General features: G+C 75.4%; 12 protein-coding genes. 9 read left to right on the plus strand and 3 right to left on the minus strand.

Annotation, left to right across the window (positions count from 1 at the left end; genetic code table 11):
* Window positions 1–5 precede the first annotated feature (5 nt).
* From DSM104299_RS26775 to DSM104299_RS26785, 3 genes are read left to right on the plus strand one after another with little or no spacing between them, the layout of a single operon-like run.
* Window positions 6–1313 carry a nucleotide sugar dehydrogenase gene (locus DSM104299_RS26775; RefSeq protein ID WP_272474730.1) on the plus strand — a complete coding sequence of 436 codons (1308 nt, stop codon included), beginning with the start codon at window positions 6–8 and terminating at the stop codon, window positions 1311–1313.
* A 13-nt stretch (window positions 1314–1326) separates the two neighbouring features.
* Window positions 1327–2295 carry an NAD-dependent epimerase/dehydratase family protein gene (locus DSM104299_RS26780; RefSeq protein WP_272474731.1) on the plus strand — a complete coding sequence of 323 codons (969 nt, stop codon included), beginning with the start codon at window positions 1327–1329 and terminating at the stop codon, window positions 2293–2295.
* Window positions 2296–2334: 39 nt separating this feature from the next.
* A complete protein-coding gene (locus tag DSM104299_RS26785) occupies window positions 2335–2598 on the plus strand; it encodes a hypothetical protein (protein WP_272474732.1) in 264 nt (87 codons plus the stop codon).
* Window positions 2599–2646: 48 nt separating this feature from the next.
* Here DSM104299_RS26785 and DSM104299_RS26790 read toward each other — a convergent pair whose 3' ends face one another.
* From DSM104299_RS26790 to DSM104299_RS26800, 3 genes are all read right to left on the minus strand, one after another.
* The gene (locus DSM104299_RS26790; RefSeq protein WP_272474733.1) at window positions 2647–3492 is read right to left on the minus strand and encodes a hypothetical protein; all 846 of its coding nucleotides are present in this window, start codon (window positions 3490–3492) and stop codon (window positions 2647–2649) included.
* 33 nt (window positions 3493–3525) lie between these two features.
* Entirely contained in the window at window positions 3526–4467 is a 942-nt protein-coding gene (locus DSM104299_RS26795; RefSeq protein WP_272474734.1) for an NAD-dependent epimerase/dehydratase family protein, read from the minus strand.
* An 88-nt stretch (window positions 4468–4555) separates the two neighbouring features.
* Window positions 4556–5701: a glycosyltransferase family 4 protein gene (locus DSM104299_RS26800; protein WP_272474735.1), complete on the minus strand. Its 1146-nt coding sequence runs from the start codon at window positions 5699–5701 to the stop codon at window positions 4556–4558.
* A 66-nt stretch (window positions 5702–5767) separates the two neighbouring features.
* Here DSM104299_RS26800 and DSM104299_RS26805 point away from each other — a divergent pair, with 66 nt between their 5' ends.
* From DSM104299_RS26805 to DSM104299_RS26830, 6 genes are all read left to right on the plus strand, one after another.
* Window positions 5768–7447 (plus strand): glycosyltransferase family 2 protein, encoded by a 1680-nt coding sequence (locus tag DSM104299_RS26805; RefSeq protein WP_272474736.1) that lies wholly within the window; start codon window positions 5768–5770, stop codon window positions 7445–7447.
* Complete coding sequence (locus DSM104299_RS26810) at window positions 7444–8604, plus strand: glycosyltransferase (protein ID WP_272474737.1); 1161 nt, start codon at window positions 7444–7446, stop codon at window positions 8602–8604. Before DSM104299_RS26805 ends, DSM104299_RS26810 begins: the two co-directional genes overlap by 4 nt.
* Window positions 8601–9650, plus strand: coding sequence for a glycosyltransferase (locus DSM104299_RS26815; RefSeq protein WP_272474738.1), 1050 nt, complete (start codon window positions 8601–8603; stop codon window positions 9648–9650). Before DSM104299_RS26810 ends, DSM104299_RS26815 begins: the two co-directional genes overlap by 4 nt.
* 61 nt (window positions 9651–9711) lie before the next feature.
* The gene (locus DSM104299_RS26820) at window positions 9712–10332 is read left to right on the plus strand and encodes a hypothetical protein (RefSeq protein ID WP_272474739.1); all 621 of its coding nucleotides are present in this window, start codon (window positions 9712–9714) and stop codon (window positions 10330–10332) included.
* A 97-nt stretch (window positions 10333–10429) separates the two neighbouring features.
* Window positions 10430–12508 carry a tetratricopeptide repeat protein gene (locus DSM104299_RS26825; RefSeq protein ID WP_272474740.1) on the plus strand — a complete coding sequence of 693 codons (2079 nt, stop codon included), beginning with the start codon at window positions 10430–10432 and terminating at the stop codon, window positions 12506–12508.
* Between the two features lie 11 nt (window positions 12509–12519).
* Window positions 12520–13608: a glycosyltransferase family 4 protein gene (locus tag DSM104299_RS26830; RefSeq protein WP_272474741.1), complete on the plus strand. Its 1089-nt coding sequence runs from the start codon at window positions 12520–12522 to the stop codon at window positions 13606–13608.
* Window positions 13609–13610 lie beyond the last annotated feature (2 nt).

A 13610-nucleotide genomic window follows, 5' to 3' on the forward strand; every position in this document is an offset into this window, starting at 1 on the left:
CCAACATGAGCGCTGCCTTCAGCAGCGGGACCTCGCCCTCTGGGCGAGCGTCGCGCGACGTCGCCGTCATCGGGCTGGGCCGTGTGGGCCTGCCCCTCGCCCTCGCGTTCGCCGACGCCGGATTGGACGTCATCGGCGTCGACAACGACCCGGCGCGGACCGACGCGCTGCGCGCCGGCCGCATGCCGTTCGACGAGCCGGGCGCGCAGGCGGTCCTGGACCGCGTCCGCGCGGCCGACCGGCTGACGCTCGGCGAGCGCGCCGAGGACGCCGCGCCCGCGACGCACATCGTTCTGACGCTCGGCACGCCGGCGATGTCGCACATCGAGATCGACCTGCGCCAGATCCGCGCCGTGCTCGACGACCTGCTGCCCCACCTGCGGCCCGGCCACGCGATCCACCTGCGCTCGACGATCGCGCCGGACACGACGGAGTTCGTCGCCGGCTACCTGGCCAAGCACCGTGGCTTCGTCATCGGTGAGGACGTCTTCGTCGCGCACGTGCCGGAGCGCATCGCGTCGGCCCGGTTCTTCGAGGAGATCTCCACGCTGCCGTGCATCGTCGGCGGCGTCGGCGCCCGGTCCGGCGAGGTCGCAGCGGAGCTGTTCGAGCGCCTCGGCGCGCCGATCGTCCAGACCACGCCGGTCCAGGCCGAGCTGGCCAAGATCTGGACCAACATCCTGCGGTACGCGAACTTCGCGCTCCCCAACCTGATGATGATGGACTGCGAGCAGTACGGCGCGAACGTCTTCGAGGTGGTGGACCTGATCAACCGCGACTACCCGCGCGGCGGCATGAAGCTCCCCGGCTTCACCGCGGGGACGTGCCTGCGCAAGGACTTCGCGTTCTCCGAGGAGCGCTCCAACGCGCCGGGAATGCTGCTGGCGGTGTCGCGGGTCAACGAGAGCGTGCCGCTGTTCCTGGTCCAGGGGCTCAAGCGCCGGCTGGGGTCGCTGGACGGCCGCAAGATCGCGGTGCTCGGCCTGGCGTTCAAGAGCGACACCGACGACGAGCGCGACTCGCTGTCGCACAAGCTCGTCCGGCTGCTCGAGCGCGAGCTCGCCGACGTCGCGATCCACGACCCGCACGTCCCGACGCCGACGTCGTCGCTGCAGGACGCGGTGCTCGACGCCGACGCCGTGGTCGTCGCGACCAACCACCACGAGTTCTGCACGCCGGAGGCGCTGCGGGCGATCGTGGAGGGCGCCCGGCACGAGGCGCTGGTCGTCGACCCGTGGAACTGCTGGGGCGCGGCGCAGGTGTTCGCGCACGCGGACGAGGTCGCGCTGCTCGCGGGCCTCACGTCGCGCTAGCGTGCCGGATCGCATGAATCGCGTACTCGTCACCGGCGGCGCCGGCACCATCGGCGCGGCGGTCGTCCGCCGCCTCCTGAGCGACCCGCGCTTCGAGGTACGCGTCAGCGACCAGCGCGAGGCGCCGCAGTGGATGCGCGAGGGCTGCGAGATCCACCAGGGCGACCTGCGCGTGCTGGACGAGGCGCGGAAGGCCACGCAGGGCTGCACGCACGTCATCCACCTCGCCGCGATCGTCGGCGGGATCGGCAACTTCCACAAGCTGCCCCACACGCTGACCGAGGTGAACAACGCCCTGTACAACGGCGTCGTGCGCGCGGCGCTCGACCACGACGTGGAGCGGTTCGTGTACGTGTCGTCCTCGATGGTCTTCGAGCGCGCGACCGAGTACCCGACGACCGAGGCGCACATCCTCGACACGCCGATCCCGGCCAGCGCCTACGGCTTCTCCAAGCTGACCGGCGAGGTGTACGTGAAGGCCGCGCACGAGGAGCACGGGTTCCCCTACACCATCTGCCGTCCGTTCAACGCCTACGGGCCGGGCGAGATGCCCGAGGACGAGCCGGGGATCGCGCACATGGTCCCCGACGTCATCAAGAAGTGCCTGGCCCTGCCCGAGGGCGCGCCGCTGCCGATCTTCGGCGACGGGACGCAGACGCGGACGCTGACGCACATCGACGACATCGCGGACGGGATCGTGGTGTCGATGGCGTCCGAGGCCGGGCTGCACGAGGACTTCAACATCTCCGCCGGCGACGAGATGACCGTGGCCGAGATCGCCCAGGTCATCTGGGAGGAGTGCGGCCGGGACCCGGAGGCGTTCGCCCTGGAGCACCTGCCGACCTACCCGGTCGACGTGGTGCGGCGCTGGCCGTCCGTGGAGAAGGCGGACCGGTTGTTGGGGTGGAAGGCCCAGATCGGCGTCCGCGAGGGCGTTCGTCAGACGGCTGACTGGCTGCGCGGGGTCCTCGCCGCCTCCTGAAGTCGTTTGTGAGGCTGTGGGCCGGGTAGCGCAACGGACATGGCTTCTCTCACCATCCGTCGTCGCAAGACCAAGTCCCAGCGCGCGGCGAGCGCCGCCGGCAAGGCCGGCTCCGCCGCCTGGACGTTCGTGAAGGCCCGCGTCGCGTGGGTCGCGGGCAAGAAGGCCGCGAAGGTCGCCGTGCCCGCCGCCGCCGTCGGCACCGCCGCCGTCGTCGCCAAGAAGCGCTCCGGCCACAGCGACGCGCCGCCGGAGCCGACCGCCGTCAACGGGACGCCGAAGGCTCCCGCCGGCGTCGCCTGAGCGACCGGCCTGGCCCGCGCGCGTGGCGGGCCAGACCGAGTCTGGTGCTCAGGACGGCCGCGTCGGCCAGGGCAGCGCCGCCGTGACCAGCGGCGTGCCGTCCGTGTCGGCCGCGGCCAGCGACAGCGCGGTGTGGCCATCGATGTCCAGGTCGAAGCGGTCGCCGAACTTCTGCCCGCCGCTGCGCGAGCGGGCCGGGCCGAACGGGACCGGCGTCGCGCAGGCCGTGCCGTCGCACTTGGCGATCGTCGTCGCCGCGCCAGGCGCGGCGGTGCCGGTCCAGACCACGTCGACGTAGGCATTGCTCGGCGATGTCGCCGGCACGTCGAAGCTCAGCCGCTTGGCGCGGTCGTCCTGCGCCGGGAACGCGACGCCGAACGTCTTGCCGGCGCCCGCGCCGCGCCAGGCGTTGCCCTTCAGCAGCAGCTCGCCGTCGGTGCGGAAGAACAGGACCGGACGCGTCCGGGTCCGCTGGACCGCCAGCTCGATCGCGTCGACGCCGGGCGGCGGCTGGCGCAGCGTGATGGTCCGGTGGACCGTCTGCGTCTCGCCCGCGCCCAGGCGAACCGAGAACAGCGCGTCGGCCTTGCAGTCAGGGAGGACGCCGCTGCCGCTCATGCAGCGCCCGGCGCGCACGTAGCGCGTCAGGGGCGCGTCGGTCAGGTTGCGCAGCCGCACGGTGGCGGCCACGCTCAGCCGGCCGTTGACGCGCTTGGTGGCCGCCTGGAGCGTCAGCACGCGCACCTCGCCGCGGTCGTAGGTGACGACGCGGCTGTGCGGGCGGCCGTTGGGCGGCGGGTTGGGCGTGGCGGCCTGGGCCGCGACGGGCAGGGCCGCCGCGGCGGCGGCGACGAGGGCGAGGGGAGCGAGGGGAGTGAGGGAGTGGATCCGCATGGCACTTACCCAACGCACCCGCGTCGCCGAGGGTTACGGCGTCGCGTCCAGCGTCGCGCGCATGCCTTCGCGCAACCCGATCTCCGCGACGAACCCGAGCTCGTCCCGGGCGCGCGACACGTCCAGGCAGGACCGCTCGATCTCGCCCAGCCGCGCCTCGGCGAACACCGGCTCGAAGCCGCGCGCGACCGCGTCGGGGTCCAGCTCCTTCATGACCTCGACGATGTCGAGCACGGTGGTCTCCCGCCCGGTCCCGACGTTGATCTCGCCGGTCACCGACGACTGCCCGGCCGCGAGCTGGGCGCGCACGACGTCGCCGACGTACACGTAGTCGCGCGTCTGCTCGCCGTTGCCGTAGATCGTCGGGGCCTCGCCCGCGCGCAGCTTGCCGCAGAAGATCGCGATCACGCCGGCCTCGCCGAGCGGGTCCTGACGCGGGCCGAACACGTTGCCGAGCCGCAGCGTCACGTTGGACTGGCCGTACAGGCGCCCGAACCAGCCGAGGTAGCGCTCGGCGCAGAACTTCGACTGTCCGTAGGCGGCCATAGGCAGCGGGGTCGTGCCCTCCGGCGACGGGATCACGTCGGCGTCGCCGTAGATCGCGCCGCCGGTCGACGTGTTCACCACGCGCCCCACGCCCGCGACCCGCGCGGCCTCCAGGACGTTGACCGTCCCGACGACGTTGACCGACGCGTCGAACGCCGGGTCCTCGATCGACCTGCGGACGTCGATCTGCGCCGCGAGGTGCCAGATGACGTCGGGCGCGACGTCGCCGACGAGTTCGGTCAGCGTCTTGGCGTCGGTGATGTCGACCTCGTGCAGCCGCGCGCCGCGGTCGAACGCCCCGGCCTCGAGGTTGCTCCGCCGCCCCGTGACGAGGGTGTCGACCACGTCGACCTCCGCCCCCTGGTCCAGGAGCGCGTCGACGAGGTTGGATCCGATGAAGCCGGCGCCGCCGGTGACGAGTGCACGCATGAAGCGCCGCAGGCTACCCATCGCGCCGGCCTCCCTGCGGACCTCCCAGGCCCGCGCAGGCGTGGGCCAGCGCGGGCTGGCCCGGGCGCTAGGCGGACGGCGGGCCGGCGGCGACGGCGTCGTACAGCGCCGCGAGGCGCGGGGCGACGACATCGGGCGCGGCGCGGCGGCGGGCGGCCACGAGCGCGCGGGCGCCGGCGGAGGGGTCGCCCGAGGCGGCGAGGACGGCGGAGGCCAGCGCCGTGACGTCCTCGGGCGCGACGAGCGTCGCGTCGCCCTCCAGCTCGGCCAGCGCGCCGACGCGCGTCGCGACGACGGGCAGGCCCGCGGCCATGGCCTCCAGCGCGGCGAGGCCGAACGTCTCCTGCGCGCGCGAGGGGACGAGGGCGACGGTCGCCTCCGCGCGCAGCCGGGCCAGCGCGTCCTCGTCGACGCGGCCGGCGAAGGCGACGTCGGCGCCGAGCGCGGCGGCCTGCGCGCGCAGCTCGCCCGCCAGCGGCCCGTCGCCGCAGATCGTCAGCGGCAGGGCTGCCGCCGCGCAGGCGGCGATCGCGAGGTCGACGCCCTTCTCGCGCGCCAGCCGCGACGTAACGATCGCGCGCGGTGGCCGCGGCGCCGCGGGCGGCTGCGCCGCGAACCGCCGGACGACGTGGCCCAGCACCGTCGCCTCGCCGACCCGCGCGGGCGCGCCCAACGCGACGAGCCGCTCCCGCGCCGCCACGCTCGGCACGACGATCGCGTCGGCCTGCTCCACCATTCGCCGCTGATGGGCGGCGAGCGCCGCCGCGTAGGTCGCCGCCTCGACGCGCGAGCCGCGGCAGTTCAGCCGCACGCCCGGCAGCGTCGCGCGCCCATGGCACCGCACGCAGTCCTCGCCGCGCGGGTTGACGCACGTGCCGACCGCGCAGACCAACCGGTAGTTGTGCAGGTGCAGCACGGTTCGCGCACCCGCCGCCCGCGCCGCGGCCAGCGCGCGCCATCCGAGCGTCGGGTGCAGGTTGTGCGCGTGCACGATCCGCGCGCCGCCGCGCGCCACCGCGTCGCCGACCTCCTCCGGCGCCAGGCCGCCGCGCAGCAGGCCCAGCGCGGCGCGCGCCCGGCCGACCGCGGCGCTGTCGCGCTCCAGCACCTCGACATCCTCGCCCAACCGCTCCCGCACGAGCCAGGCGAGGTCCTCCACGACCCGCTCCTCACCCCCGGAGACGCGGTAGCGGTTGTGCAGGAACAGGATCACTGGCGGCGACCCTAGTGGGTCTGGACGGGCCCACTCGTGGGTCGATCACTAACGTCCCATCCGTCCGTGCCCGCGCCCGTCGCCGTCATCCTGCCCACCGCCGGGCGTCCCGCGTACCTCGATGTCGCGCTGGCGTCGATCGTGCCGCAGGCCGAGGCGCTCGGGGCCGATGTGCTGGTGGTCGACGACGGGCCGACGCCGGCGACGCGCGAGGCGGCGCTGCGCCACGGCGCCCGGTACGTCGCGCACGACCGCGGCCGCGGGCTCAACGCCGCGCGCAACACCGGCGCGGACAGCACGGACGCGCCGCTGCTCGTCTACGTCGACGACGACGTCGAGGTCCGCCCCGGCTGGCTCGCCGCGCTCGTGGTCGCCGACGCGACGCTGCCGCACGACGTCGGCGTCCTCACCGGCCCGATCCACGCGCGCTTCGAGGACCACCACCCGCGCTTCTGCGGGCGCGAGGACCCGCCGATCACGCACCTCGACCTCGGCACCGCCGACCGCGACGCGCCGCACGCCTGGGGCGCGAACATGGCGGTGCGGCGCGCGGCGCTGCGGCAGGTCGGGCCGTTCGACGAGACCCGCGAGCTCTACGGCGACGAGCAGGAGTGGCAGGCGCGCCTGAAGCGGTCCGGCGGGCGCATCCGCTACATCGCCGGCGCCGCGCTGGACCACCGCCGGGCCGGCGACGACGCCCGCCTCTTCGACCTCGCCCGCGCCGCCTACCGCCGCGGCCGCGCCTCGCGCCGGTTCGACATCTCCAAGAACACCGCGCCGTCGACCGAGCACGAGCTCCGCGTCCTCGCCGGCTGCCTCGCCCACGGCCCGCGCTTCCGCTGCGCCAACGGCCCGATCCTCACCGCCCATTCGCTCGGCCGCCTGCGCTCGCTGCTCGCCGAGCGCCTCGCGCCGCCCCCGCCGCCACCCGCGACCCCGGGCGTCGACGACTTCCTCAGCGGCCGCTCCGGCTACGTCGCCGGCCAGCGCGGCCGCGTCCTGCGCGCCCACGACGCGCTGCACGACGTCCTCCAGCTCCCGGCCCGCGCGCGCCGCCTGCGGACCGCCGCGCGGCGGGGCCCGCGCCGCCGGGTGCTCGTCGTCGGCCTCGAGCGCCTCGACGTCCCCAACCTGATGGCGTCGACCCGCGCCGAGCTGCTGCGCTCCCGCCACGACGTCACGGTCGACACCGCGCCGGCCACGCCCGGCCGCGGCAAGTTCGAGAACCTCGACGCGCTCCTCGCCCACCACGACGTCGGCGCCTTCGACTGGATCGTCGTCACCGACGACGACGTCGCGTTCCCGCGCGCCTTCCTCGACACGTTCATCGCCTGCGCCGAGGCCGGCGACCTCAGCCTCGCCCAGCCCGCCCACCGCCGCCACTCGCACGCCGCGTGGGACGTGACCCGCCGCCGCGCCGGCAGCGACTGGCGCGAGACCAACTTCGTGGAGATCGGCCCGGTCACCGCGTTCGACCGCCGCGCCGCCGCCGCGCTCCTGCCGTTCCCCGAGCACCTCAAGATGGGCTGGGGCCTGGACGCGCACTGGTCGGCGGTCGCGCGCGACCACGGCTGGCGGATCGGCGTCGTCGACGCCACGCCGATCGGCCACACGATCCGCCCCGCCGCCGAGGGCTACCCGCGCGAGACCGCCGCCGCCGAGGCGCGCCGCTTCCTCGACGGCCGCCCGTACGTCACGCGCGACGCCGTCCGGACCCTCGAAGCGCACAGGATCGGTGAGCGGTGAAGGTCCTGGTGGTGGCCGAGTTCTACCCCCGCGTCGCCGAGCCGGCGCTCGGGATCTGGGCCCACCGCCAGGCGCTCGCCGCGCGCGACCACGGCGCCGAGGTCCGCGTCGTCGTCCTGCACCGTCCGATCGCGCCGGCCGCGCGCATGCGCGACCGCGCCGCCTGGCGCGCCGCGCTCGCGCAGCCCGCCCGCGTCGAGCTCGACGGCCTCGACGTCCGCTACCTCAAGTTCGTCTCGCCACCGCGCGGCCGCAGCTACCCGCACTGGGGCGCGTTCGCGGCGCCCGGCCTCGCGCTCGAGCTCCGCAGGATCCGCCGCACGTTCCCCTACGACCTGGTCCACGCCCACTACGCCGTCCCGTCGGCCGACGCCGTCCTCCGGACGCGCGACCGCACGCCGCTCGTCATCTCCGAGCACGGCGGCGACGTCTTCCACACCGCCCGCCTGCCGGCCGGCAACGCCCGCGTCCGCCACGCGTTCTCGGCCGCGCGCCTCGTGCTTGCCAACTCGTTCGGGATCGAGCGCGCCTGCCGCGAGCTCGGCGCGCGCCGGACCAAGGTGGTGCACCTGGGCACCGACCTCATCCCGATGGAGCGCAGGCCGCCCGCCCGCCCGACGCTCGTCACCGTCGGCCAGCTCATCGCCCGCAAGCGCCAGGCCGATGTCCTGCGCGCGATGTGGATCCTGCGCGAGCGCCGCCCCGACCTGCGCTACCGGCTGATCGGCGACGGCCCGGAGCGCGACAGCCTCGCGCTGCTCGCCCGCCAGCTCGACCTCCAGGACCGCGTCGAGTTCACCGGCCCGCTCCCGCACGACGAGGCGCTCAAGCGCGGCCGCGACGCCTCGGTCTTCGTCATGCCCTCGACCGACGAGGCGTTCGGCGTCGCCTACGTCGAGGCGATGGCCGCCGGCCTGCCCGCGATCGGGTCGCGCGGCGAGCCCGGCCCAGAGGACATCGCGCGGCTCGGCCACGGCATGCGGCTCGTCCCGCCCGGCGACCCCGAGGCGCTGGCGGGCGCGATCGACACGCTGCTCGACGGCGACTGGGGCGCGCGCATCGGCGCGGCCGCGCAGGCGACCGTCGCCGCCCACTTCACCTGGGACGCCTGCGGCGCGGCGACCGTCCGCGCCTACGAGGAGGCCCTCGCGGGATGACGGCCGACCCACGGCCGGTCCTGCTCGTCACGAACCTCGTCGCGCCCGACCGGGCCGGCGCGTTCCAAGCCCTTCATGAACAGCAAGGCCTCCACCTTGCCCTGTTCGGCGGTCGCTCGCATCACGCCACGGGTCCGGTCGAGCACCTCGCGATCCCGCACGACCACATCGCCGAGCGCGAGGCCTACACCTTGGCCGCGTCGGGCCGCTACCGCGCGGTGATCGCCGGGACCGCGGGCCGCACCGCGCTGCCGGCCGCGTACCTCGGCGCGCGGCGGTCCAGGACGCCGTTCCTGCTGTGGACCGCCCTCTGGGCGCACCCGCGCACGCCCGCGTTCACCGTGGCCGGCGCGCCCCTGCTCCGGTTCCTGTACAAGAACGCCGACGCCGTCATCACCTACGGGTCGCACGTCAGCGCGTTCGTCGCCCAGCGCGGCGCCGGCAACGTGCACATCGCGCCCCAGGCGGTCGACGCCACCTTCTGGACCGCGCCCGCCGGCGACCCCCAGCGACCGGCCGGCGCGGAGTTCGTCGCGCTCAACGTCGGCCGCGCCGCGCGCTACAAGGGTCTGCCGGAGCTCGAGCGCGCCTGGCGCGAGACCGGCTTCTCGGCGCCCGCCGAGCAGCTGACCCTGGTGGGTGACGGCACCCCGATCGGGGCACGACCACCGGACCAGCTGCGCAACTTCTACGCCGGCGCCGACGTCCTCGTGATGTCGGCCATCGCCACCCGGGACTTCCTCGAGCCGTGGGGCCTGGTCGCCAACGAAGCCATGCACCAACGACTGCCCGTCATCGCCACCACCGCCGTCGGCGCCGCCGCCGGCGAGCTCGTGCGCCACGAGCGCAACGGCCTCGTCGTCGCCGCCGGGGACGCGGCCGCGCTCGCCGCGGCGCTGCGCCGCCTGCGCGCCGACCGGCCGCTCCTGGAGCGCCTCGGCACCCAGGCGCGCGACGACGCCGCCGCCTTCACGTTCGCCGCGTGGGCCGCCGGCGTGTCCGAAGCCCTGGTGAGCGTCGGCGCGGCCCAAGGAAGGGATCGCTAACGTGTCCACCCAGCAGGGACTCCAGCATCAGCACCGCCACCACGGAGGCCCGCGTCGCGCCATGCGCCTCCGTCTCCGGATCGCAACAGCCCTCGCCCTCCTCCTCGCGCTCTGCGTCGCGCTGCCGACCGCTGCGTCCGCGAACACGCGCAAGGACATCTTCCACGACTGCACCGACGGGCAGATCGACGGCAGCTACTCGCAGAAGGCCTACGCCGACGCGCTCGCGCACCTCCCGGCCGACGTCGACGAGTACACCGACTGCCGCAGCCAGATCCAGCGCAAGCAGCTCGGCGGTGACGGCGGCGGCACTGGCGGCGGCGCCAACGGCGGCGCGGGCGGCGGCACCGGCGGCGGCACGACCGGCGGCACCGGCGGCGGGACCGCCGGCAGCGCCGGCAACGGCGACACCGCCACGGCCGCGCCGGCCGGCACCGATCCGCTCGCCAGCGCGACCGACGCCGAGAAGGCCGCCTTCCAGAAGGCCGTCGCCGCGGGCGACTCGCCGATCAAGCTCGACGGCCGCCCGATCTACCCGGGCGAGCTCGGCGGGCAGAAGTCCAGCGGCGTCAGCGATCTGCCCGCGCCCCTGCTCGCCGTCCTGGCCCTCTTGATCCTCGCCGGCATCGGGGCCGCCGGCTTCGGGACACGACGCCTTGTCCTCAGTCGCCGCACCGCCTGACGCACGCATCCTAGGCGGGACCCGGCGCCGCCGCGCGTCGCGCCGGCCCGCGGGCGAGACGCTGTTCGGCGTCGCGCTCGCCGTCGCCCTGACCGCCGTGGGCCTCCGCGCCGGCGGCGGCCTCGCGCTGGGCCCGACGACGAAGGTCGAGATGGCGCTCGACGTCGTCGGCGCGGTCTTCGCCGCGCTCGCCGTGCTGGCGGTCAGCGACCGTCGCTGGTGGGGCGGGTTCACCATCGCCTGCTTCGCGGCGCTCGCCGCGCTGACCGCGCTGTCGATCACCTGGGCGATCCAGCCGGCCGACGCGTGGCTGGAGGCCAACCGCACCTTCGCCTACATGATGATCTTCGGCGCGGCCGTCGCCGGCGCGCGGACGGTCGGCGCGTGGTGGAGCGCGATGCTCGGCGCGCTGTGCGCCGCGGCGGCGGCCATCTGCGTCTGGGCGATCCTGACCAAGGTCTTCCCGGGCGCGCTGCACTCTTCTGGGACCTACGCGCGCCTGCGCGAGCCCTACGGCTACTGGAACGCCGTCGGCCTGACCGCCGCCCTCGGCGTCCCGCCGACGCTGTGGCTCGGCGCGCGCCGCTCAGGCCACGCCGCCGTCAACGCGCTCGCCTACCCCATCATGGGGATCCTGCTGCTGACCGTGCTGCTGGCGTACTCGCGCGGCTCGCTGCTGGCGGTGGCGATCGGCGTCGCCTTCTGGTTCGTGGTCGTGCCGCTGCGGCTGCGCGGCGTCGCGGTGCTGGCGACCGGCGCGCTCGGCGCGCTGGCGGTCGCCGGCTGGGTCTTCTCCCAGGACACGCTGACCAAGGACGGCATCTCGCTCGGGCAGCGCGCGACGTCCGGGCACGAGCTCGGCATCGCGGTCGCCGTGATGGCCGTCGCGCTGCTCGCCCTGGGCCTCGCCTTCGGCTTCGCGGCCGCCCAGCGCGCGCCCTCGGAGCCGGCGCGCAAGCGCGCGGGCGCGACCATCCTGGTGGCGCTGGCGCTCGTCCCGGTCGCGCTGGTCGTCGCGCTGGCGATGTCCTCCAAGGGCCTGGGCGGGACGATCTCCAGCGGCTGGAAGTCGCTGACCGACCCCACCGACAAGACCACCGTCCTCAACGACCCGAGCCGGCTGACCTCGGTCGGCAGCGTGCGCGCGCGCTACTGGGACGAGTCGATCAAGATCTACAAGGCCCACGCCGTCAAGGGCGTCGGCGCCGGCGGCTACGCGACCGCGCGGCTGCGCTACCGGACCGACCGGCTCGACGTGAAGCACTCGCACGGCTACGCGGTGCAGACCGCGGCCGACCTCGGCACGCTCGGACTGCTCGCCAGCGGCGCGCTGCTGCTCGCGTGGCTGATCGCGACCGCGCGGACGCTCGGCTGGCGGATCCCGGTGCCGGCGTTCGCGCGCGGCGCGCTGCAGCGTCCGCCGCCGGAGGCCGGGGCGCGCGGCGTGGCCCCGCCGGTGACCTTCGGCCCCGAGCACGTCGCGATGGCGACGCTCGCCACCACGGTGCTGATCTTCGGCGTGCACTCGTTCATCGACTGGACCTGGTTCGTGCCCGGCACCGCCGTGGTCGCGCTGGTCGCCGCGGGCTGGGTGGCCGGTCGCGGGCCGCTCGAGGAGCCGGCCGCCGACCCGCGGATGCTTCGCGCGCGGATCGCGCAGGGCGCGCGGTCGCCGGTGCGCGTCGCCGTGGCGGTGGGCGCCATCGCCCTCGGCGGGCTCGCCGCCTGGACGGCGTGGCTGCCGCTCGGCTCCGTCCACGCGCAGAACGAGGCGCTGACGCTCGCGGCCAAGGACTACAACAAGGCGCTCGCGGCGACGCACACCGCCGAGGACCGCAACCCGCTGTCGATCGACCCGCTGCTCACGCGCGCGCTCGTCGAGAGCACCGCGCAGCACCGCGACCAGGCCCGCGACGCGCTCGTGGAGGCCGTTCGCCTGCAGCCCAACAACCCGTCGACGTGGGAGTACCTGTCCGGGTTCGCGCTGGAGCAGGAGAACGACCCGCAGCTCGCGCTGCGCCTGCTCGGCCCCGCGCTCTACCTCGATCCGCAGTCGCCGACCGGCAAGGCCGACTACCTCAAGGCCCTGCGGCTCATCACGCTCCAGGCCACGGCGAAGGCCGAGCGCGAGGCCAAGGCCAAGGCCAAGGCCAAGAAGCGCAAGAAGTCGCGCTAGGACGGCTCGGGATGAGGCTGCTCGCCGTCTGCCAGGTCGACCGACCCGGAGGTCCGGAGATCGGGCTGCTGCGTCTGCTGCGCCGCCTGGAGCGGCGCGGGTGGGACATCGCGCTCACGTCTCCGGGGCGCACGCCGGCGCCTGAGCTGGAGGCGACCGGCTGGCCGTGGGAGCCGCTGGAGCTCGGCGGGCTGGAGCACGGGGCCGGCGCGCGCGCCGTCGCGTCCTGGCCGCGGGCGCGCAAGCTGTCGCGCGACGCCGACGTGACGTACCTCAACGGGACGGTCGCCGGGCGGCTGCTCCCGGCGCTGCGCGGCAAGACCACCGTGTTGCACGTGCACGACATCGTCGACCGCGTGCCGCGCCATTGGCACGGGGCCGACCTCGTGCTGGCGGACTCCAAGGCCGTCGGGGCCCGGCTCGATCCGCTCGACGTCTACGTGATCGGCTGCCCGGTCGATCTGGATCCGGAGCCGCGGGAGGCGCCGTGGCCGGCGCGCGCGAGCGCGGGTGGCGCCGCGGCGCCCGTGGTCGGGTTCGTCGGGCGGCTGGTGCCGCGCAAGGGCGCGCTGGAGCTCGTGAAGGCGGCGCCGGCGATCCGGGCCGCGCGGCCCGACGTGCGCGTCGTGATCGTCGGCGACGACCCCTACGAGGACGAGGACAGCGCGTACGCGACCGCCGTCCGGGCCTCCTCGAAGGTCGACCACGTCGGCCGCGTCGCCGAGGCGGCGGGGATCCTGGGCCAGCTCGACGTGCTCGTGCTGCCCTCGACGCAGGAGCCGTTCGGGACGGTCGTGGCCGAGGCCATGGCCGCCGGGACGCCGGTCGTCGCGACGCGCGTCGACGGGCTGCCGGAGCTGGTCGACGACGGCGTGACCGGCAAGCTCGTCGAGCCGGGCGACACGGCGGCCCTGGCCGTCGCGGTCCTCGAGGTGCTGGAGCACCGCGAGGCGATGGGCGCCGCTGCGCGGGCGGCGGCGCAGCGCTTCGGCGCCGACGCCTACGCGGACCGCATCGAGGACCTCCTCCTGCAGCGCCTGCCGGGCACGCAGTCCTCCGAAGAGCGCCGCCGCGGCCTCCACGACGGCGCGGCGACCTAGCG

The sequence above is a fragment of the Baekduia alba genome (assembly GCF_028416635.1).
In the GTDB taxonomy this organism is placed as follows: Bacteria; Actinomycetota; Thermoleophilia; order Solirubrobacterales; family Solirubrobacteraceae; genus Baekduia; species Baekduia alba.